The following is a 20,055-nucleotide window of genomic DNA, read 5'->3' on the forward strand; positions in this document are numbered from 1 at the left end:
ATGGAGTCTGGACTATCGCTATCGCGAGCAGGCTCACTCCCACACTGGTTTTGTGAACGCCACAAATCCCCTGTGGGAGTGAGCCTGCTCGCGATGCGGTCAACTCGGTCTCAACCTGGTAGATGCCCCAACGGCAACGCCCCCGGTGTCTTCACCGTGTGAATCGCAAAGTTGCTGCGGATGTCACTCACCCCCGGCAATTTCAGCAATCGCTCCGTAAGAAAACGGTCATATCCGCGCAAATCCGGTACCACCACTTGCAACAGAAAATCCGATTCCCCTGATACCAGAAACGCCGAAACCACCTCCGGCAGTGCCGTCACGGCCTGGCGAAAGGCTTCGGCCTGTTCATCGTTGTGGCGCTCCACTTTGACCCCGACAAACACCGTCAGCCCAAGCCCCACTTCATCCCGATCAAGATTGGCCTGATAACCGCGAATCACGCCGGCCTCCTCCAGCATCCGCACCCGGCGCAAACACGGCGAAGCGGACAAACCGATCTCATCGGCCAATTGCACATTGCTCAGGCGACCGTCCCGTTGCAGGGCTGCGAGAATCTTGCGGTCGTAGGCGTCCAGTTTCATGGTTTGGCAGATCCTGATGGTTTGATCGTGACGAAGTGGCAGGTTATGCCAAATATCGATCATTTAGAAGCTGACTACGCAAGCACATGCCGCACCCTTCTACCCTAGACTGGCGCTACCGAATCGACAACGAATGGGGTGCAACGTGGAAGGACTCTGGCTGTTTTTCATGGCGCTGGCGGTGGTGTATCTGTTGCCCGGCCCGGACATGATCCTGCTGCTGCAGACCGGCGCCCGTCAGGGCAAAGGCGCGGCATTGGCGACGGCGGTGGGTCTGGGCATTGCTCGTGGTTGTCATGTGGCGTTGGCCGCGTTGGGGCTGGCTGCGTTGTTCAAAGCCGCGCCGTGGACCTTCGACGTGGTGCGCCTGGCGGGGGCCGCGTACCTGCTGTGGATCGGCATTCAGTGCCTGCGAACCACGATGTTGCCGAACCTGAATGGCAGCGACGCCGCCCTCGAAAAACCTCGCTGGCAGGACGCGATCCAGCGTGGCTTGCTGACCAACCTGCTCAACCCCAAGGCGTTGCTGTTCTGCTCGGTGTTGCTGCCGCAGTTCATCAACCCTCACGCCGGACCGGTACTCGCGCAGTTTGCGGTATTGGGCGTGCTGCTGGTCGGCGTCGGTTTGCTGTTCGACAGCGCCTACGCCTTGACCGGCGCTGCACTGGGCCGCTGGCTGCAACGCAGTCCTTCGGCCCAGCGCCTGCAACAGTGGTTGTTCGGCAGCCTGTTGATCGGTTTTGCCGTGCGGCTGGCCTTTGTTCAACAGGCCTGAACCTTATTGCGCCTTACGACGGCGGCGCCGGTTGATCAACAACAGCGCCGCTGCCGCCACCGCAATGACCCCGCCGATCTGCAACGGCCACTTGTACGGCCGCAGCGCCGAACGTGTGGCATCAGTCGCCTGGGTCACATAACGTTTGCTGGCATTCTCGAAGTCGGGATACGGGCATTGGTGGCCGAAATCCACCGCCCAATCCACGTAGGGGCCCTCTTTGACGTAGCGCTGGTACAGCGCACTTTGGTCTTCAAGGCTGCTGTTCCACCCCGCCGCCGAACACAACACCGCCGCAAAGGCCTGGCTGGTGTGAGGCAGGTTATCGGCGGCGCGGTTGGCCAAGGCCGTCGCGACGAATCGATAGTGATAGCGCTCGTCGGGCTTCGCGGCGCTGGCTTGCTGGCGCTGGACTTCACCTTCGGCCACCAATGGGCCAACCTTCAGCTCAGCCGTCTCCAGACTGTAATTGCCGCCAAACGTGGCGTAGTCCGGGGCCATTTCATAACCGAGAATGTCCATGCCCCACTCGCGTGCCGTCCAGGCTGCGTTGAACAGAGCAGACGCACGTTTCGTCGGCCACCAAGCCGCATCGGCCAACTGCCGCTGTTGCGCATACAACCGGGCTTTTTTTTGTAGATCGGGATTGTCGAAATACGCCAGCGCTTCGTCGTAGCGCTCTTCGCGCAGCAACCGCCGTCCGAGCAAATTGCGCAGCTGTGCCGCCACCGGCAACGGCACGTAGTTGTCACGATCCTGCTGGCTCAGCACTGGCGGCGCCGGCACCTGGGTGTCGACGTAATGCTTGAGCTCATCGACGGTCAGCACACGCTCGGCGACGGTCGCGGCATCGAACCAATAGATGCTTTGGCTGCGATAGAGCTGATCGAACGCTTGCAGATAATCGCCGCGTTGCAGCGCCAGGATCGCACTTTCACCCTCAACCCGGCACTTGGGCTGCAGGCTTTCGAAATCGTAATCCGGCGTGCGTCGCTCGCCCCACGACTCGTTCTGCGGGAAGGCCTGGGCTGCCTTGGCATACGCCGCAGCCGCTGCGTTTTTGTCGCCCTCACGCAGCGCCAGTTTCGCCCGCAGCCACCACGCCAGGCCGCCGTCCCCGGCGTGTTCAAGGAACGCCTTGGCGCTGGTGTAATCGCCCTGTTGATAATTCATCGCCGCCAACCGGTCAGCGTTATCCAGACTGCCGCGCGTGCTGCTTTGCAGCAGTTTGATCAGTTTCAGTTCGTTCGGCGGCTGATCACCGAATGACCAGCCCAAGCGACTGATCAGCGACGCCGTCACCAGTTGCTGCACCGGTTTGCCCTTGAGCAACTCGGTCAACTGATCTTCAGGCATCGCCAGCAGATCCGCCATCAACAGCTTCAGCGAGGTGTAACCCACCGCCGAGCCGTGACGATTTTGCGTGGCGTACAGGTTGATGGCGCTGTTCCAATCGCCAGCGGTGCGCGCCACGCGGGCTTCTTCGCCGAGGCTGGCGACACCCAGCTCCAGCGGGTCGCTGAAGCCGTCGATGCTCAGCTGACGGGTCTGCTCAAAAGCCTTTCGCGACTGCCCCAGCAGGTCGGGCGTTGCGTCTGCTTCGGCGCTCATGGCAAACAGCGCCCGACCCAGCGAATACGCTGCCCAGGTGCTGCGCAAGGCGCGTTGATCCGCCGGCAGCGCCAGCACTTTCTGGAAGTATTCGGCGGCCAGTGCGTGATCACCGGCGTTGAACGCCACGGCACCCGCCAGATAAAACCGAAGCTCGGCAGGCAGGCTCGCGCCGTCGATGTCAACTTGATGGGCATCGGTCAGCGCGCGCAGTTGTTTGGCCAGCGCTTGCTGCTCCACCGTCAAACCGGCCTGCTCGGCCTTGTCCCGCTGCGCTGCGTAGTCGGTCGCCTCCATGCTGTAAGGGGACGCCTCGACGTTCTTGAGCCCTGCGATCATGTGCCCGAGGCGGTTGATCTCGAACTGGAAGTTGCCTTCCGGCAGCTCCGCCAGCGATTGGGCGCGGTTGTCCAGCAAGCGCATCGGGAAGTCCGGCCCACAGGCGAGCGCCGAACCCAGCGGCAGGCTGAGGCTCAGGCAAAGCAAATGGCGGGGCCAGTTACGGGTGAACATTCGAACCTCCTTGATCAATGTGTGCGCAGCGTGCCCAACCGATGGCGCGCTGCTCGCCGGCCGGTATCCGGCCGTCGCGCAGGCGGGTGAAGGTAAGCAGATCCGGGCTTTGTTGCAACGCATAACCGGCCAGCGCATCGGCGCCCTCGCAGCCCCGGACCGCCAGCGTTACGCGTTCGGGCCAGGCGCTGTCGAGGTTGCCTTGATTGTTGACGCTGATGTCATAGAGGTGGTCTTGCGCGATGAGTTTCACACTCAAGCGACTGTCGAGGGAATCTCCGCGAGCGACGGCCCTCAGCGTGTTCAGGCTCCAGGCTCGACGATCACCCGCCAGCGGCAGGCGAAACCAGATCAGGCCGACCAGATGCGCCGGTGGATCGGCACGCAGTTCGGCGGCGAGTGTGCTCAGCTGCAAGGGGTCTGCCAGCAATTCCCGACGTTTGCCGGTGCGCTCGATGGGCACTTCGCTTTCAATGACGGGCGCACCACTGGCCCCCGGTAACAGGGCCACGCCATAGGCCGGCAGCGCCAGGTAAAAGGGTTTCGAGGTGATGCGGCTCCAGGCCTTGGCCCATTGCCTGGCTTGGTCCGGATCAAACAGACCACGACGCGGATCGCTGACCGCATGCACCTGCAGTACGCTGCTGTCGACAGTCGCCAGGAGCGCCGGCAACTCGGGGCTGTCGAGCCAGGCCGGCAATGCGGTGATGCTTAACGGCAACGAAGTGGGCAAAGCCGCGCGCAGGTGCGTGAGAAATTCGCGGTAAGTCGGTAGCCGGGCGCTGCCGGCATCGTGGTCGATTTCCACACCGGAGAGCGTCAGCCCCTGCCCTTGCCAATCGCTGAGCACTTGCTGGATTTGCAATGTGACGTCGCCCTGATCCAGCGCCTTGAGTTGGCCATCAAGACGAATCACCGCAATCAGCGGTCGGCCATCACGTTTGAGCAGCGCCGGATCGACCCGCGCCCGGCTCCAGCCCGCCAGGGGAAAAGCCTGCAAGGCCAGCACCCGCAAAGTGGAGAAGTCATCGCGACTGTCTTGCAGCGCGGCGTCATGGGCCGACGTCCATTGGCGTTGCCACACATAGAGTTGCTGATCGAGCGCTGGCACGTCCTTTTGCTCGCAACCGCTGAGCAGCACCAGCGCGGCAAGCACCGCCGCCAGTCGAACAAAAAAATCCATGAATCCCCTTCTCTGTAGCAGCTGCCGAGCAACGCGAGGCTGCGTTCGGCTGCGTAGCAGTCGTGAAACCAGAATGCACGATTTACCTGAAAAACCGCGGCGCCCGATTTTACGACTGCTTCGCAGCCGAACGCAGCCTCGCGCTGCTCGGCAGCTGCTACAGAGAGTGCCTAGACCAAAGGCTTACGGGCAATGATCACCTGACTTTTCGCCACAACCCCGTCCAGCGCCTGCTTGATCTGCGCACCCCGCGGCGATGCCAGGATGGCCTGCCACGTGTCGGCCCAGTGGTTGAGCAACGGGTGGTCGGGATTGCTGAAATCGACCTTGGCTTCCCAGAACAACAGCATCCACATCGACCAGTAAAACCCGTACTGGCTGTGACTGAGTACTTCCAGGCCGGCGTCGCTGACCATCGCCTTGAACTGCTCATCGCTGATGATGCGAATGTGGTTAGGCTTCTGGAAATACTCGGGCGCGGCGATGTCTTTTTGCAGGTCTTCGGAGCTTGGGTGCGGGACGCTGAGCAAATACAACGCGCCCGGTTTGCCGACACGAACCAATTCATCGAGGAATTGCGCCGGATCGTCCACGTGTTCGATGACTTCGGTGGACACCACGCGGGTGGCCGTTGCATCGGCAATCGGCAGCGGATTGCAGTCGGTGACGTGGCACTCGACCTCGCGCGCCGGCGTGTCGCTCAGGCGCTGGCGGGTGGCTTCGACCTTGGCCGCGTCGATGTCGGCGATGATGATCTTCGCCCCGCGCATGCCGCAGAAATGCACGTTGCCGCCGTCACCACAGCCCACGTCCAGCAACGTGTCCTCGGCAGTGACCGGGAACCCGGTGAACAGCTCGCCGGTTTGCTGATTGAACCAGCCACTGAGCATCGCGTCGTGCAGGCCGAGCATGTACGGATCGACCTTCTCGACCTTGTCCGCCACAGGCGCCACGGGAGCGGGCGTACCCGCCGTGAGTTTCTTCAAAAGGCTCAGCATGAGGTAGCTCCAGAGGTTTGGGCGGCTGTTCGGGACGTGCCCAGGCGTTTGACCAGCGAGGCGCCGCGGTTGCGCATGGGCATTTCGATAAAGCGGAAGTTGAGTTCGCTCAACAAGGCGATCAAGCCGCCAGCAATTATCAACGTCAGGATCGGATGGCCGCCCGGATTGGGCAGACCGGCGCCCTGCAAGCGGAAGGTGAATTCGCGCACCAGCAAATACGCCGGAATGTGGATCAGGTAGATCCCGTAGGAACGACTGCCGACCCACGTCATCAGGTCTTTGAACACGCCCCGTGGCAACAGGTAATCGCGATTGTAAGAAGCGATCCACACCAGTACGGCGCACAACACGGCAATCGCGCCGATACGGTAATTAGTGAAAGTGAAGCGATCCGTCGCCATGAAACTGAGCACCAGCGACAGCGCGACCAGCGCCGTCACACCGGCCCATGGGCGGCGCAAAAACGTCGGTTCCCAGCGCAGGTATGAGGGTTGCACACTCCACATTGCCAACAGGATGCCGAGTGCCAGGGCATCGGTGCGAACCACCATCAGGATCGGCGTGCGCAATGTGAATAACTGCACCGCGACCAGCGCCAGCAAGGCCCAGACCAGGTGCTTGCGACAGATCAGAATCAGCAGCGGAAACAGCAGGTAGAACTGCTCCTCCAGCGACAGGCTCCAGTACACGAAACTGGTGCCGTACTCGTAGTTATAGAAGCTGTCGGCGAAGCGGAAGTTGGCATATTGAGCGACCCCGGCCAGGGTCGCTTGCAGGTTGGCGTGCAGCGTCCCGAACGCCCCGGAGCGATTGAGAAAAAGGCAGCCCAGCAACATTAGCGCCAGCCACAACCACGCCGACGGCAACAGTCGAAATGCCCGCCGCAGCCAGAAGTTGCGCGTCTGCTGCCAGTACTCCTGACGTGTGCTGCAACCCTGCAACGCCGGGATCAAACTGCGTGCGATGACAAAACCGGAGATCGCAAAAAACAGATCCACGCCCCACCACGGCTGACCCCACGCGGTGATGGCTTGCAACAGCGGCACCGGGGCCGCAAACAGGCTGTCTTGCAGGTGATGGAACAACACGCCGAGCACCGCAATGCCGCGCAGCAACTCGATGTCCATGATCCGTCGGTCGTTACTCATGTCGTCCTCCTGGACGCTGCTCCGTTATCCACCCGATTCCATCCTGCGCGGATCATGCTTCGGGGCTCTCCAAAGCGACGCGGGGTTCAAGGAGCTGCGCGAAAAAGGCTTTCAGTCGTTGCTCGGCGATGGCCTGGCTGCAGAATTTTTCCAGGCTGGCTACCGAGTGCGCGGACATCTGCGAATAACGCCCGGCATCGTTTTTGGCGACGTCATAGCTGGCCTGATAAGCGCGGCACAACGACGCCCAGTTGGTGACGTAACGCAGGGTTCGGAACGCCCGGCGCGGGTCATGGGGCCAGGCTGTCAGCTCGTCGGTGGAGTCGATCAGGAACGCATTATCGGCATCCAGGTAATCGATCATCGCTGTGGTGCGTGGCGCCACCGCCGGTTTGCCGCAGGACATGAATTCCATCAGCGGCAGGCACTGGCCTTCACCGTAGGACGTATTCACGACGTAGCTGGTCGCCTGCACCAGTTGCTCGTAATCCGCATCCGCGAGGTAGCCGTAAATCAGCACGATGCGGCAGCGATAAGACTGGTTTTTGTACAAATGATGAAGGATGTCGGTCAGCGCTGCTTCGGCGTCGTGGTGGGTCAGTTTGAGTACCAGCGTCGCGTCATCCACCTCGCGGAACGTCACGCAGAAGGCACTGAGCATGTCTTCCCAATTCTTGCGCCCGTCACCCGGGTTGAACACCGAGGTGTAGATCACGCCGTCGAGCACCAGCTCGTGCTCACGGGGCGGTGCTTCAAAATCGATCCCCTCGCCCTCTCGCAACTGCGCCGGCCCAAAGGCCCGCAGGTCGAGCGTGCGGCTGTCCGCTACCAGGCCTTTGATCTTCAGATGCACCTGGCTGGCCAGCGGTTGACGTTGCAACTGCGCGCCCCGCGCCGAGAATCGGTCCCATACCGGCGCCGGCACCGCGACGATCGGATAGTCGGCACCCATCGCCTCGCGCACCGCGTTAACGGTGTAGCCGGAATGGGTAATCGCCGCGCCTGAAGCACGCAAAACCGTGCGCCAGTCATTGCGCGGCTCACCGGCGAAGGGTTCGTTGGGAATGGTGCTGAATTCCCACGCGAACACCGGCAAGGTCGGACAGGCGAAATGTACGGGCGTGCAATGCGGCGGCGAGAACGACAGGAACACGCAGTCTTCACCACGGGACAGCGCATCGAGGTAAAAGGCATCGACTTCGGTCTGCGGGTCGCTGACTTCCACCACGCGCCCAAGGCGTTCCAGCACCGGCCGGTACTCCTTGAGCACGAAGTAATAGCTGTACTCCGAACGGCCGAGGTTCTGGGCAATCGTGTGCTGGTTGGTTTCCGAATGAATGATGATCAGCATGAGGCGTTATCCGTCACGGCGGCTGCCGGCAAAGCCTGCGGCGTCAGCCCGAAAAAATCCGCCAGGCGCTTCTGCACCGGGGCGAAGGCGCAGTAGTCGTGCATGCGCTCGACCGCGTCGCGAGACATGCGCTGGTATTCCAGCGGTTGCTCCTTGGCCATCCGGTAGCTGTTTTCGTAGGCGATTTTCAGCGAACCCCAGTCCGGCCGGTAACGCAGGGTCCGGTAGATGATCCGGGTGTCCTGCGGCCAGATGGTCAGCTCTTCGCTGGACTTGACCACAAACGCCACACGCTCATCGATGTAATCCTCCATGGCGGTGTGGTCCGGGGCGATCACCGGTTTGCCGCTGGCCATGAACTCCATCAACGGCAGGCACAGCCCCTCGCAGCGCGATGCATTGACGTAAAAACTGGCCGCTTCGTACAGCCGGCTGTATTGCGGATCGTCCAGGTAGCCGTGCATCACCACCACCCGACAGGCGAACGGCGACAGTTGCGCGAGCAAGGTCATCAGCTCGTCGTAGTAGGACGACAGATCGCTCTGGGTAATCTTCAGCACCAGCGTGGCGTCATCCGTTTCGCGGAAAGCCCAGCAGAAGGCGGTGATCAGTTGATGCCAGTTCTTGCGGCCGTCACGTGGATTGAACACCGTGACGTAAACCACGCCGTCAACCTGAGTCTCGACCTGGGCGGTGGTGTCCGGCCATTGGCGCGGTTCAGGCTCGTGCACGGCCATCGTCTGCGGGCCAGCGATGGCCGGCAAAAATCCGGCAAGCCGTTCATGGGCGGTCTCTGAAAGAAGGTCGCGAATGCCTTCCCAATACCACTGGCTCAGAAAGTGCGTGCGATGCACCGGGACGGGCAGGGTTTTGCCCATGTCCCGGCGCCACATGTGCAGGTAGTGGCGAGCAATGACGAAACGGCGTTTCAAGGTCAGCGGCGGTGGCTTCGCTGCTTCCGCTGCAGCCTCTCGCGCGGCAATTTCTTCGGCCGTAGGCACGACAGGGATCAGTGCGTCGGCGCTGAGCCCGAGGGTACGAGTGTCGAAAATGCAGCCCTTGATCTCCAGTGTCGAACCGGCATTGACCGGGACGCTGGTGTGGCTGCTGCGGATGGCGGCGAAGTTTTCCCACACCGGTGTGGGCAAAACCAGCACGGGGAAGTCTTCGCCCATGGCCCGCCGAATTGCCCGGGCGGTGTGGCTGGAAAGCGTGATGACCCGGCCCTGGCGCGCCAGCATCCGCGTCCAGTCCTGGCGCGGGTCGTTGTCCCACTGTTCATCAGGAATCGAGTCGAATTCCCAGGCCACCACGCAGATCGTCGGGCATTCAAGGTCGTTCGGGGTTTTCTGCGGCGGGGTGAATGACAGGAACAGGCTGTCTTCGCCGGAGGCCAACAATTGTCGATAAAGAGGATCGACCTCGGCGGTGGAGGACACCACATGCACCCGCCCGAGGCTTTCGAGCACCGGGCGATACGCCTTGAGCACGAAGTAATAACTGTATTCAGGACGACCGAGGCTCTGGCTGATGGAGCTGTCGTTGACGTCCGAGTAAAGAATGAAATTCATGGCATCCCACGATGAAACCGCCATCCCGGCAGCCTCACTCTATGACGGCAAAGCCACGGATCGACCCGGGGGTTGCCGGTCGTCGTCCATCGTCTTCTTGCCCGTCTACGTTCTTGTTTTAATGGTCAGCTTCGCGGGGTGTGAATACCACCCGGCCGAACCCTGGGTAATCGTGACGAGGGGCATTCTAAACACATCCGCTGAGGATTCGTGAACCGCCCGGCGAGAATAAATCGGGCTACGCTAACGAGAACTGACCGGTCACGGTGGGACCTGTTGAAATTGCCGCGCAATTGGCACAGATTGGCTACCAAACAACTACAACAAACGTTTCGCCTGTCTTTCGACCAAGGAATCCACCCGGTCTGTCAGACATCTCCATAAAGCCTGTGGGGAATGGACGAAATGCATGACCAAGGGGCCGCTGTTTGAAAAAGCGTCTGTTCGTTACGGGTCTCAGTGGATTCGTAGGACAACACATCCAATCTCGCCTGAAGGCTGATGCCTCGGAATGGGAGCTTCTGCCTGTCGCCTCCCGCTACGATCTCGGTGAGCCCGGCACCCTCGACGGCCTCTGGCCCGAGATGCCCGACGCAGTCATTCACCTGGCCGGCCAGACCTTCGTTCCCGAAGCCTTCCGCGACCCGGCACGCACGCTGAACATCAACCTGCTCGGCACCTTGAACCTGCTTCAGGCACTCAAGGCACGCGGCTTCAGCGGGACCTTCCTGTATGTCAGCTCCGGCGATGTCTATGGCCAGGTGACCGAATCACACCTGCCGATTACCGAGCTTCAGCCACCCTGCCCGCGCAATCCCTATGCCGTGAGTAAACTGTCGGCCGAGTTCCTGAGCCTGCAATGGGGCTTGAGCGAAGGCTGGCCGGTATTGGTCGCGCGCCCGTTCAACCACATCGGCACCGGTCAGAAAGACAGCTTCGTCATCGCCAGCGCCGCACGGCAAATCAACCGCATCAAACAAGGCCTGCAAGCCCCGCAACTAGAAGTCGGTGACATCGATGTCACACGTGATTTCCTGGATGTGGGCGACGTGGTGTCGGCCTATCTGGCGCTGCTGGAAAAGGGCACGCCGGGGCAGGTGTACAACATTTGCTCGGGGCGCGAGCAGAGCATCCGCAGTCTGATCGAACAACTGGGGGACCTCGCCCAGGTCGACATGCAATTGATTCAGGATCCGGCGCGTCTTCGCCGCGCGGATCAGCGTCGCGTTTGTGGCAGCCATGCCAAGCTTGCCCAGACCACAGGATGGACGCCTGAAATCACAACACAACAATCCCTGCGGGCGATCCTGTCCGACTGGGAGAAACGAGTAAAAGAAGAATGACAAAAAGTGCATTGATCACGGGGATCACCGGTCAGGACGGCGCGTATCTGGCCAAACTGCTGCTCGACAAGGGCTACAAGGTCCACGGCCTGGTGGCACGGCGCAGCAGCGATGCGCGCTGGCGCCTGCGCGAGATGGGGGTCGAGGGCGACATCGTTTACCTGGACGGCGACATGGCCGATGCCTGCTCGGTGCAGCGCGCGGTGATCAAATCCGCCCCGGACGAAATCTACAACCTGGCGGCACAAAGCTTTGTCGCGGCCTCCTGGGATCAACCGGTCACCACCGGCATCGTCGATGGGTTGGGCGTGACGCATCTGCTCGAAGCGATCCGCCAGTTCAGTCCGCACACGCGTTTTTATCAGGCGTCGACCAGCGAAATGTTTGGCCTGATCCAGGCCGAGCAACAGGACGAGAACACGCCGTTCTACCCGCGCAGCCCTTACGGCGTGGCCAAGCTGTACGGCCACTGGATCACCGTGAACTACCGCGAAAGCTTCAACCTGCACGCCAGCAGCGGCATCCTGTTCAACCACGAATCGCCCCTGCGCGGTATCGAGTTCGTGACCCGCAAAGTGACCGACGCCGCCGCCCGCATCAAGCAGGGCAAACAGCAGGAGCTGAGCCTGGGCAACATCGACGCCAAACGCGACTGGGGGTTTGCCGGCGACTACGTCGAAGCCATGTGGCTGATGCTGCAACAGGACAAGCCTGACGACTTCGTGGTCGCCACCGGCGTGACCACCACCGTGCGCGAGATGTGCCGCATCGCCTTCGACCACGTGGGCCTGAACTACCGCGACTTCGTCAAGATCGACCCGGCGTTCTTCCGCCCGGCCGAAGTCGAAGTGCTGCTCGGTAACCCGGCCAAAGCCCAGCGTGTATTGGGCTGGAAGCCAAAAACCGATCTGGATACCTTGATCCGCATGATGATGGATGCGGACATGAAACGCGTTGCCAAGGAGTAGGCCATGCTGATTCCTGTGATTCTCTCCGGCGGTGCCGGTACTCGCTTGTGGCCGGTGTCCCGCGAGGGCCATCCCAAGCCGTTCATGACCCTGCCCGACGGTCAGTCGCTGCTGGGCAAGACCTATCGGCGTGCGGCCGGTTTGCTCGATGGCTGGGGCGATATCGTCACGGTGACCAACCGCGACTACTACTTCCAGAGCAAGGATCACTATCAGGAGGCGCAGCTAAGTCGCCATCGCGGGCACTTTCTACTTGAGCCGACAGGCCGCAATACGGCCCCGGCCATCGCGGCCGCGGCCCTGTCGCTGCAAGCCTTGCACGGCGATGAAGCGATCATGGTGGTGATGCCCGCCGACCATTTGATCCTCAACGAAGACGCTTTGAAAACGGCGGTCGAACACGCCGTGGCACTGGCCAAGGATGGATTCCTGGTGACATTCGGCGTGGTGCCGACTGCCCCGGAAACCGGTTTCGGCTACATCGAGACCGGCGCGGCGCTGGATGGAAAAGGCGCCACGAAGGTGCAGCGCTTCGTTGAAAAACCGGATCTGCAAACCGCCACCCATTACCTGGAAAGCGGCAAATTCCTGTGGAACTCGGGAATGTTCTGCTTCTCGGTCGCGACCGTGCTGGCCGAATTGCAGATTCATGCCCCCGAACTGCTGGAGCAGACGCAAACCTGCATGGCGCAAAGCGCCCCCGTGGAAACGGCCGGGTGCCTGCAACAGGAATTGTCCCCGTCGTTGTTTGCCGAGATCACGGATATTTCCATCGACTACGCCTTGATGGAACGCTCCGACAAAGTGGTCGTGGTGCCCGCCGGTTTCGACTGGAGCGACATCGGCTCCTGGAGCGCGGTGGCCGCGCTGGTGCCGGCGGACGCGCAAAACAACCGTGCCAGCGGTGACGCGGTGTTCATCGACAGCCACAACAATTTTGTCCAGAGTGAAGACCGGCTCGTGGCGGCGGTGGGTGTGGATAACTTGATCATCATCGACACCGCCGACGCGGTGCTGGTGGCCCACGCCGATCGTGCGCAGGATGTGCGCCGGGTGGCCAAGCAGCTCAAGGATAAAAAGCACGAGGCCTATCGCCTGCACCGCACGGTCAGCCGACCTTGGGGCACCTACACCGTGCTCGAGGAAGGCCCGCGCTTCAAGATCAAGCGCATCGTGGTCAAGCCCGGCGCCAAGCTGTCGCTGCAAATGCACCACCACCGCAATGAACACTGGGTGGTCGTCGAAGGCATGGCCAAGGTCACCAACAACGGCACCGGCACCCACCTGGTGGCCAAGAACGAATCGACCTTCATTGCCGCCGGTCACAAGCATCGCCTGGAAAACCCGGGCGTGATCGACCTGGTGATCATTGAAGTGCAAAGCGGCGAATACCTGGGGGAGGACGATATCGTTCGCTTCGAAGACCAATACGGCAGGACGGTTTGAATGCTGCTTTCCCTATACCGCTCACTGTGCAGCCATCGAGGGTTCATCCTCGGTAGCGTCCAGCGAGAGTTTCAGGCGCGTTATCGCAATTCGCTGTTCGGTGCCCTGTGGCCCGTGCTCAATCCGCTGTCGATGATCATCGTCTACACCGTGGTTTTTTCGCACATCATGCGCGCCCGCCTGCCGGGTGTGGATGACAGCATGGCCTACAGCGTTTACTTGTGTGCCGGTTTGCTCGCTTGGGGGCTGTTTGCGGAAATCACCCTGCGCAGCCAGAACATGTTTCTGGAAAACGCCAACCTGTTGAAGAAAATCAGCTTCCCGCGGGTCTGCCTGCCGGTGATTGTATTGATCAACGCGGGCATCAACTTCGCGATCATCATCGGCCTTTTCCTGGTTTTTCTGCTGTTTACTGGTCGTTGGCCGGGCATGGCATTGCTGGCGTTAATACCGCTGATGGCGTTGCAAATGATGTTCTGTGCCGGGCTGGGGATGGTACTCGGCGTGCTGAACGTATTCTTTCGTGATGTCGGACAGCTCTTCGGCATCTGCCTGCAATTCTGGTTCTGGCTGACGCCCATCGTGTACCCGATGAGCATCCTGCCGGACTGGGTTCAGCGCCTGCTGCAACTCAACCCCCTGACCAACCTGATCGTCAGCTATCAAAACATGTTTCTGTATGGGCAATGGCCGGTCTGGAGTTCGCTGCTGCCGATTTTTGTCACCGGCGTGGTGTTCTGTCTGATCGGGCTGCGGCTGTTTCGCCAGCGCGTCGGCGAAATGGTGGATGAACTCTGATGGGGCATATTCGCGTCACCGGCCTGGGCAAGGCCTACAAGCAATACCCGACCCGCTGGAGCCGACTGGCCGAGTGGCTGATCCCGTTTTCGCCCCTGCGCCACCACCAGCACTGGGTGCTGCAAGACGTCGAATTCGAGATTGCCCCCGGTGAAGCGGTGGGCATCGTCGGGGTCAACGGCGCGGGCAAAAGCACCTTGCTGAAGATGATCACCGGCACCACCCAGGCTACGTGCGGCACGATCGAGCTCGAAGGCCGGGTAGCGGCGCTGCTGGAACTGGGCATGGGGTTTCACCCGGACTTTACCGGCCGACAGAACGCAGTCATGGCCGGGCAATTGCTGGGCATGCAGGTCGATGAAATTGAAGCGCTGATGCCCGAGATCGAACATTTCGCGGAAATCGGCGACGCCATCGACCATCCGGTGCGTACCTACTCCAGCGGCATGCAGATGCGCCTGGCGTTCAGCGTGGCCACCGCACGGCGTCCGGACATCCTGATCGTCGACGAAGCCCTGTCCGTGGGCGATGCCTACTTCCAGCACAAAAGCTTCGAACGCATCCGCAGCTTCCGCAAGGCCGGCACCACTTTGCTGATCGTGTCCCACGACCGTTCGGCCATCCAGGCAATTTGCGATTCGGCGATCCTGCTCAAGGACGGCCGCATGGCCATGCACGGCAAACCCGAAGCGGTCCTCGACTATTACAACGCCATGATGGCCGAGCGTGAAGGCCAGATCGTGCGTCAGGAAATGCTTGCGGACGGAGAAGTGCAAACCATTTCCGGCACCGGTGAAGCGGGCATCCTCAGTGTGCGGTTGCTGGACGAGAATGATCGTTCCATCGACGCCGCCGAGGTCGGTCAGCCCGTGGTGCTGGAAGTCCAGGTCGAAGTCCGTCAGGACATCGAGCGCTTGGTGCTCGGCTTCATCCTCAAGGACCGCCTGGGTCAGATGATGTATGGCATCAACACTCATCGTCAGGACAAGGCCCTGACCGATCTACACGCCGGTGAACGCTACACGTACCGTTTTTCCTTCGTCATGGGCCTGGGCAAGGGCAACTATTCCGTGTCCCTGAGCCTGTCGCGGCTGGACTCGCACCTGGATCGCAACTACGAATGGCGCGATTACGGGCTGGTGTTCCACGTGATCAACAACCGGCATGAAGACTTCGTCGGCTGCTCGTGGCTGGCGGCGAAAACCACCATTACCCGCGCCGAGTCGATTGTTTCGGAGCGCACGCCATGACCCGCCTCCTGGTCGAATGCACCCACGTATTCCAGCACCCCAAGGTCAATTCGGGCATTCAGCGGGTGGTGCGCAACGTCATCAATCAGCTGCCGGACAGTGTGGACGGTGTCGAGTGCATTCCGGTCGTGATGCTCAAGGGCAAACTCTACCGAGTGCTGAAACTCGGCGCGTTGAACATCCCGTTTTTCGATGGCTTGATGACCTTCGGCGGACGCCTGGGACGGCTGGCTCATCGCTTCTGGCAACTGCATCAGCGCTTGCACAATCGCAGCAACTCGCGAGTGATCAAACGCCTGCTGCACGTGGTCTACCGCCTCACGGCCATTACCTGTTTCAGCCTGCCGATACGGCTGATCGAGGCCATCAACCAGTATCAACTGCCCAAACGCTGCTCGCCGCTGCAACATCAGCCGGGCGATCAACTGGTGTTGCTGGACTCTTCCTGGCACAGCGATTTCTTCCCGTTTGCCGAACAACTCAAGCGTGAAGGCGTGGGCATCGTTTCGGTGATCTACGACCTCATCCCGCTGACTCACCCACAGTTCTACGACACGCGGCTGGTGCAGATTTTCAACGAGTGGTTCAACTGGGTCACTCAAACCGCCGATGGCTACGTAGCGATCTCCGCCACGGTGCGCGATCAGGTGCGTGAAGAACTGCAGCGTCGGCTGGGTCCGGCCAAAGCCAATACGTTGTGGTTCGATTATTTTCACCTCGGTTCCGAGCTGGACCTGAGCGAAGCCAACGCTGCCGTCGAGCCACGACTGACGCGCGTATTCGAAACACCGGAACCGGTGTTTTTGATGGTCAGCACCATCGAGCCCCGTAAAAACCACGATTACCTGCTCGACGCTTTCGAACGCGCCTGGGCCTCGGGTTCGCACGCCAGGCTGTGCATCGCCGGGCGCATCGGCTGGAAGTGCGGCGCCCTGCTCGCCCGCGTACGCAACCACCCGCAGCTGAACAAACGCCTGTTCATGTTCAACGACCTGAGCGACACCAGCCTCGAACACGCCTATTCCCACGCCAGCGCACTGGTGTTTCCGTCCTGGGTCGAAGGCTTCGGCCTGCCCCTGGTCGAAGCGATGCAACGCGGTTTACCGGCGATGGGCAGCGACATTCCGATCTTCCGTGAAATCGGCGGCGAGTTCATGGCCTACTTTGACCTGGCCGAGCCGCAAAGCCTGGCGGACCTGGTCACCGGTTTCGAACGTTCCGGGCAATTCCCGGCCGCTCGCAGCGTGGCGGACTGGCAGTGGATCGGCTGGCGTGAAGCCAGTGCGCAACTGGCCGAACGAACCCTGCGCAACCTTGTAGAGGCGCCGGTCGAGCAAGAGAGGCAACATGCGAATTGCCCTTAACGCCCGGATCCTGCAAGCCCCGCGCACCGGCATCGGCCATTACGTCGCCGAACTGGCGAGCGCCCTTGCTGATGAGCCCGATGTCGAGCTGGCGTTGTTCCACGGCTGGGGCTGGAGTTCGGATTTGCCGGAAGCCGCCATGCCGGGTTATTCGCGACTGACGCCGTTGCTGCGACAGATTCCGGGCGCTTATCAGGCGCGGCGCTGGCTGGAGCAGAAACGCTTCGACCAGGGTCGCTCGAAGACCATCGACCTCTATCACGAACCGAGCCTGTGGCCGCTGTCGTTCGACGGCCCGACGGTCATCACCCTGCATGACCTGACGCACCTGCATTACCCCGAGACGCAGCCACCTTCGCGTTTGCGGGAAATCGAGCGCCGGCTGGCCGACGGCGTGCAGCGGGCGAGTCTGATTCTCACCGACTCGCAGTACATTGCCGACGAAGCCCAGGCGTATTTCGCGCTGCCGGCCGAGCGTTTTGTCGTCGCGCCGCTGGGCGTGGCCGCACGTTTCCATCCGCGGGAACCTGAAGCCATCGACGCAGTGCTCAAGGCCCACGGCGTCGAGGCGCGGGAATACTTCCTGTGCGTCGGCACCCTGGAGCCGCGCAAGAACCTGACGCTGGCCCTGCGCGCCCATGCCCGATTGCCGGAAGCCGTTCGCCAGCGTTTTCCACTGCTAATCGCCGGCATGGCCGGTTGGCAGGGCGAACAGTTCAGTGATGAATTGCGCGCAGCCCTGGCCACCGGCGATGTGTGCCTGCTGGGGTATCTGCCCGATGAAGCGCTGGCACACCTGCTGGCCGGTGCCCGGGCATTGATCTTTCCCTCGTTGTACGAAGGGTTCGGCTTGCCCGTCCTGGAAGCCATGGCCAGCGGCACGCCGGTGATCCTCACCCGGCATTCGGCCATGCCGGAAGTCGCGGGCGCCGCTGGCAACTACATGGCACCGGAGGATCCGGACAACTTGCGCGATGCCATGAGCCGGCTCATCGACGACCCGCTGCATTGGCAGTTCTGTCGCGAAGCCGGTTTGCAACAAGCGAAGCTTTTTTCCTGGGAGCGTTGCGCGAAGGCCACGGCCCGCGCTTACCGCCAGGCTATGGGAGACTGATATGCGCGTACTGCACTTTTACAAGACCTACCTGCCGGATTCGATGGGTGGCATCGAACAGGTCATTTTCCAACTCTGCGAGAGTGGCGCGCGCCACTCGGTCGACAGCACGGTACTGACGTTGAGCAACAATCCCGCGCCTGGCGCGATACAGATCCGTCAGCATCAGGTTCATCAGGCCAGAATGGATTTCCAGATGGCCTCCACCGGTTTTTCCTACAGCGTCTTCAAGCAATTTCGTGAGTTGGCGGCTGAGGCCGACGTGGTCAACTACCACTTCCCCTGGCCCTTCATGGACCTGGTGCATTTTCTCAGCGCCACTAAAAAACCCTGCGTGGTGAGTTACCACTCGGACATCATTCGCCAGCGCCATTTGCTCAAACTCTACCGTCCCTTGATGCGTCGTTTTCTGGACAGCGCCGACCGAATCGTCGCAGCCTCCCCCAACTACTTTCATACCAGTGATGTGCTTCAGGAGTACCGCGAGAAAACCCGCGTCATCACCTACGGGCTGGACAAGTCAGGTTATCCACAGCCCGACGCTGAACGCACCGAACGCTGGCGCAAACAGGTGGGCGACCGGTTCTTCCTGTTCGTCGGCGTCATGCGCTACTACAAAGGGCTGCATATTCTGCTGGACGCGATGCAAGGGCTGAATTATCCGGTGGTCATCGTCGGTGCCGGACCGCTGGAAGTCGAACTGCATGCTCAGGCGAAGGCCTTGGGCTTGCAGAATTTGCACTTCCTGGGGCGTTTGGGTGACGAGGACAAGGTGGCCTTGCTGGAGTTGAGTTACGCCGTCGTGTTTCCGTCGCACCTGCGCTCGGAAGCGTTCGGCATCTCGCTGCTCGAAGGCGCGATGTACGGCAAACCGATGATCTCCAGCGAAATCGGCACCGGCACCAGCTACATCAACATCCACAACGAAACCGGGCTGGTGGTGCCGCCGAGTAATCCACAGGCGTTCCGTGAAGCGATGCGTACGTTGTGGGAAAACCCGACGCGTGCGGCAGAAATGGGCGTGAAGGCTGAGGCACGGTATCGGCAGTTATTCACAGCCGATGAAATGGGCCGCAAGTGGACGGCGTTGTACGAAGAACTGCTGGAAGAAAAATCCCTGTCTTACGCGTAACCAATGTGGGAGCGGGCTTGCTCGCGAGGGCGGTGGTTCAGTCGGCATTAATGCAGAATGACGCACCGCTTTCGCGAGCAAGCCCGCTCCTACAAGGGGTCAGCGGTGTGGCGCGGAGTTTGGTACGGCGACGTTATCCAGCATCCGGTTCACCGCCAGCTCGGCCAGCATGACGATCTGTTGAATCGCCATCGCCGTGTGCCGGTGCGGCCCTTCCAGATACCCCGCAAAATCACTCGCCATCACACTCGCCTGGGCCAACGATTCACAGGTGTGGGCCAGCAGGTCTTCGTCTTTGATGTCCGGTGCAATCACAAACATCGTGCTGGGTTTGCGGATGGCAGGGGATTTGAGGGCTGCGGGGTTTAGGTAGTGATCGAGCGCGCGTTCGGCGGCATCGTTGAGTTTTTTGGAATCGAGGGATTCGTAGGGGGAAACGTCGTCGGTTTCCGGGGGATTTGGTGTTTCTTTAATCATGGCAAAGATCCTTAAGGTTGAGGAACTGCCACTTTTCGTTTTCCAGACGATAAGGGTGGCAGCTGTACGCGGACTGGAAAAACCGAGAAAAGGATCAAAACCCGGCAGACCCGAAGGTCTCCCACGTACAGCCGCCATAACTCAAGTGCGGAGCTGAAAAAGCGCCGCATTATGTCATGTGCTTTGATCCCATTCCTCGGGTTTTCCAGACCCGATCGCTGATGTGCAGCGACACCCAAAGCCTATCCCTCAGGCTTCCGACACAACAACCGCTAGAACGTGTCGGAATCATCCCCAGGAACGCTCAAGTCTGTAGGACGTTCGCAGTAAATTTCAGCCCGACATCGGTCCCAATGTGGGAGCGGGCTTGCTCGCGAAGGCTGTTTAACATTCAACATGGAAGTTGTCTGACGCATCGCTTTCGCG

General features: G+C 60.9%; 17 protein-coding genes. 9 read left to right on the forward strand and 8 right to left on the reverse strand.

All coding sequences use genetic code 11. The features are described 5' to 3' along the window. Positions 1-110: 110 nt before the first annotated feature. The gene (locus ACA072_RS29065; RefSeq protein WP_497622214.1) at positions 111-584 is read right to left on the reverse strand and encodes an Lrp/AsnC family transcriptional regulator; all 474 of its coding nucleotides are present in this window, start codon (positions 582-584) and stop codon (positions 111-113) included. 145 nt (positions 585-729) lie between these two features. Here ACA072_RS29065 and ACA072_RS29070 point away from each other — a divergent pair, with 145 nt between their 5' ends. Next, entirely contained in the window at positions 730-1,359 is a 630-nt protein-coding gene (locus ACA072_RS29070) for a LysE family translocator (RefSeq protein ID WP_497622216.1), read from the forward strand. A 3-nt stretch (positions 1,360-1,362) separates the two neighbouring features. Here the strand turns inward: ACA072_RS29070 and ACA072_RS29075 are convergent, their stop codons facing one another. From ACA072_RS29075 to ACA072_RS29100, 6 genes are all read right to left on the reverse strand, one after another. After that, the gene (locus tag ACA072_RS29075; protein ID WP_497622218.1) at positions 1,363-3,483 is read right to left on the reverse strand and encodes a hypothetical protein; all 2,121 of its coding nucleotides are present in this window, start codon (positions 3,481-3,483) and stop codon (positions 1,363-1,365) included. Beyond that, on the reverse strand, positions 3,470-4,666 hold the full coding sequence (locus ACA072_RS29080; RefSeq protein ID WP_497622220.1) for a DUF3142 domain-containing protein: 1,197 nt from the start codon (positions 4,664-4,666) through the stop codon (positions 3,470-3,472). The genes ACA072_RS29075 and ACA072_RS29080 overlap by 14 nt, the downstream gene beginning before the upstream one ends. Before the next feature lie 170 nt (positions 4,667-4,836). Beyond that, on the reverse strand, positions 4,837-5,664 hold the full coding sequence (locus ACA072_RS29085; RefSeq protein ID WP_497622222.1) for a class I SAM-dependent methyltransferase: 828 nt from the start codon (positions 5,662-5,664) through the stop codon (positions 4,837-4,839). Further along, positions 5,658-6,815 (reverse strand): acyltransferase family protein, encoded by a 1,158-nt coding sequence (locus ACA072_RS29090; protein ID WP_497622224.1) that lies wholly within the window; start codon positions 6,813-6,815, stop codon positions 5,658-5,660. The genes ACA072_RS29085 and ACA072_RS29090 overlap by 7 nt, the downstream gene beginning before the upstream one ends. A 52-nt stretch (positions 6,816-6,867) precedes the next feature. Continuing rightward, a complete protein-coding gene (locus tag ACA072_RS29095; RefSeq protein WP_497622226.1) occupies positions 6,868-8,166 on the reverse strand; it encodes a glycosyltransferase in 1,299 nt (432 codons plus the stop codon). Next, positions 8,160-9,737 carry a glycosyltransferase gene (locus ACA072_RS29100; protein ID WP_497622228.1) on the reverse strand — a complete coding sequence of 526 codons (1,578 nt, stop codon included), beginning with the start codon at positions 9,735-9,737 and terminating at the stop codon, positions 8,160-8,162. The genes ACA072_RS29095 and ACA072_RS29100 overlap by 7 nt, the downstream gene beginning before the upstream one ends. A 428-nt stretch (positions 9,738-10,165) precedes the next feature. Between ACA072_RS29100 and ACA072_RS29105 the strand changes: the two genes are divergently transcribed. Genes ACA072_RS29105 through ACA072_RS29140 form a run of 8 tightly spaced genes read left to right on the forward strand, consistent with a single transcriptional unit; the run spans position 10,166 to position 19,152 of the window. After that, complete coding sequence (locus ACA072_RS29105; protein WP_497622230.1) at positions 10,166-11,080, forward strand: GDP-mannose 4,6-dehydratase; 915 nt, start codon at positions 10,166-10,168, stop codon at positions 11,078-11,080. Further along, positions 11,077-12,048 carry a GDP-mannose 4,6-dehydratase gene (gene gmd / locus ACA072_RS29110; RefSeq protein WP_109626923.1) on the forward strand — a complete coding sequence of 324 codons (972 nt, stop codon included), beginning with the start codon at positions 11,077-11,079 and terminating at the stop codon, positions 12,046-12,048. The genes ACA072_RS29105 and gmd overlap by 4 nt, the downstream gene beginning before the upstream one ends. Before the next feature lie 3 nt (positions 12,049-12,051). Continuing rightward, positions 12,052-13,494: a mannose-1-phosphate guanylyltransferase/mannose-6-phosphate isomerase gene (locus ACA072_RS29115; protein ID WP_497622232.1), complete on the forward strand. Its 1,443-nt coding sequence runs from the start codon at positions 12,052-12,054 to the stop codon at positions 13,492-13,494. Continuing rightward, positions 13,495-14,292 carry an ABC transporter permease gene (locus tag ACA072_RS29120; protein WP_497622234.1) on the forward strand — a complete coding sequence of 266 codons (798 nt, stop codon included), beginning with the start codon at positions 13,495-13,497 and terminating at the stop codon, positions 14,290-14,292. Then, entirely contained in the window at positions 14,292-15,542 is a 1,251-nt protein-coding gene (locus ACA072_RS29125; RefSeq protein WP_497622236.1) for an ABC transporter ATP-binding protein, read from the forward strand. Before ACA072_RS29120 ends, ACA072_RS29125 begins: the two co-directional genes overlap by 1 nt. Beyond that, positions 15,539-16,906 (forward strand): glycosyltransferase family 4 protein, encoded by a 1,368-nt coding sequence (locus tag ACA072_RS29130; RefSeq protein ID WP_497622238.1) that lies wholly within the window; start codon positions 15,539-15,541, stop codon positions 16,904-16,906. Before ACA072_RS29125 ends, ACA072_RS29130 begins: the two co-directional genes overlap by 4 nt. Next, entirely contained in the window at positions 16,890-18,020 is a 1,131-nt protein-coding gene (locus ACA072_RS29135; protein WP_497622240.1) for a glycosyltransferase family 4 protein, read from the forward strand. The genes ACA072_RS29130 and ACA072_RS29135 overlap by 17 nt, the downstream gene beginning before the upstream one ends. Before the next feature lies 1 nt (position 18,021). Continuing rightward, positions 18,022-19,152, forward strand: coding sequence for a glycosyltransferase family 4 protein (locus tag ACA072_RS29140; RefSeq protein WP_497622242.1), 1,131 nt, complete (start codon positions 18,022-18,024; stop codon positions 19,150-19,152). Between the two features lie 99 nt (positions 19,153-19,251). Here ACA072_RS29140 and ACA072_RS29145 read toward each other — a convergent pair whose 3' ends face one another. Beyond that, a complete protein-coding gene (locus tag ACA072_RS29145; protein ID WP_497622244.1) occupies positions 19,252-19,629 on the reverse strand; it encodes a DUF6124 family protein in 378 nt (125 codons plus the stop codon). Positions 19,630-20,055 lie beyond the last annotated feature (426 nt).

The organism is Pseudomonas sp. LBUM1656 (genome assembly GCF_059716065.1).

Bases quoted from the DNA above. Each gene is read 5' to 3' on its own strand.
- ACA072_RS29065 (WP_497622214.1), bottom strand. From the start codon at position 584: ATGAAACTGGACGCCTACGACCGCAAGATTCTCGCAGCCCTGCAACGG.
- ACA072_RS29075 (WP_497622218.1), bottom strand. From the start codon at position 3,483: ATGTTCACCCGTAACTGGCCCCGCCATTTGCTTTGCCTGAGCCTCAGC.
- ACA072_RS29080 (WP_497622220.1), bottom strand. From the start codon at position 4,666: ATGGATTTTTTTGTTCGACTGGCGGCGGTGCTTGCCGCGCTGGTGCTG.
- ACA072_RS29085 (WP_497622222.1), bottom strand. From the start codon at position 5,664: ATGCTGAGCCTTTTGAAGAAACTCACGGCGGGTACGCCCGCTCCCGTG.
- ACA072_RS29090 (WP_497622224.1), bottom strand. From the start codon at position 6,815: ATGAGTAACGACCGACGGATCATGGACATCGAGTTGCTGCGCGGCATT.
- ACA072_RS29095 (WP_497622226.1), bottom strand. From the start codon at position 8,166: ATGCTGATCATCATTCATTCGGAAACCAACCAGCACACGATTGCCCAG.
- ACA072_RS29100 (WP_497622228.1), bottom strand. From the start codon at position 9,737: ATGAATTTCATTCTTTACTCGGACGTCAACGACAGCTCCATCAGCCAG.
- gmd (WP_109626923.1), top strand. From the start codon at position 11,077: ATGACAAAAAGTGCATTGATCACGGGGATCACCGGTCAGGACGGCGCG.
- ACA072_RS29115 (WP_497622232.1), top strand. From the start codon at position 12,052: ATGCTGATTCCTGTGATTCTCTCCGGCGGTGCCGGTACTCGCTTGTGG.
- ACA072_RS29120 (WP_497622234.1), top strand. From the start codon at position 13,495: ATGCTGCTTTCCCTATACCGCTCACTGTGCAGCCATCGAGGGTTCATC.
- ACA072_RS29125 (WP_497622236.1), top strand. From the start codon at position 14,292: ATGGGGCATATTCGCGTCACCGGCCTGGGCAAGGCCTACAAGCAATAC.
- ACA072_RS29130 (WP_497622238.1), top strand. From the start codon at position 15,539: ATGACCCGCCTCCTGGTCGAATGCACCCACGTATTCCAGCACCCCAAG.
- ACA072_RS29135 (WP_497622240.1), top strand. From the start codon at position 16,890: ATGCGAATTGCCCTTAACGCCCGGATCCTGCAAGCCCCGCGCACCGGC.
- ACA072_RS29140 (WP_497622242.1), top strand. From the start codon at position 18,022: ATGCGCGTACTGCACTTTTACAAGACCTACCTGCCGGATTCGATGGGT.
- ACA072_RS29145 (WP_497622244.1), bottom strand. From the start codon at position 19,629: ATGATTAAAGAAACACCAAATCCCCCGGAAACCGACGACGTTTCCCCC.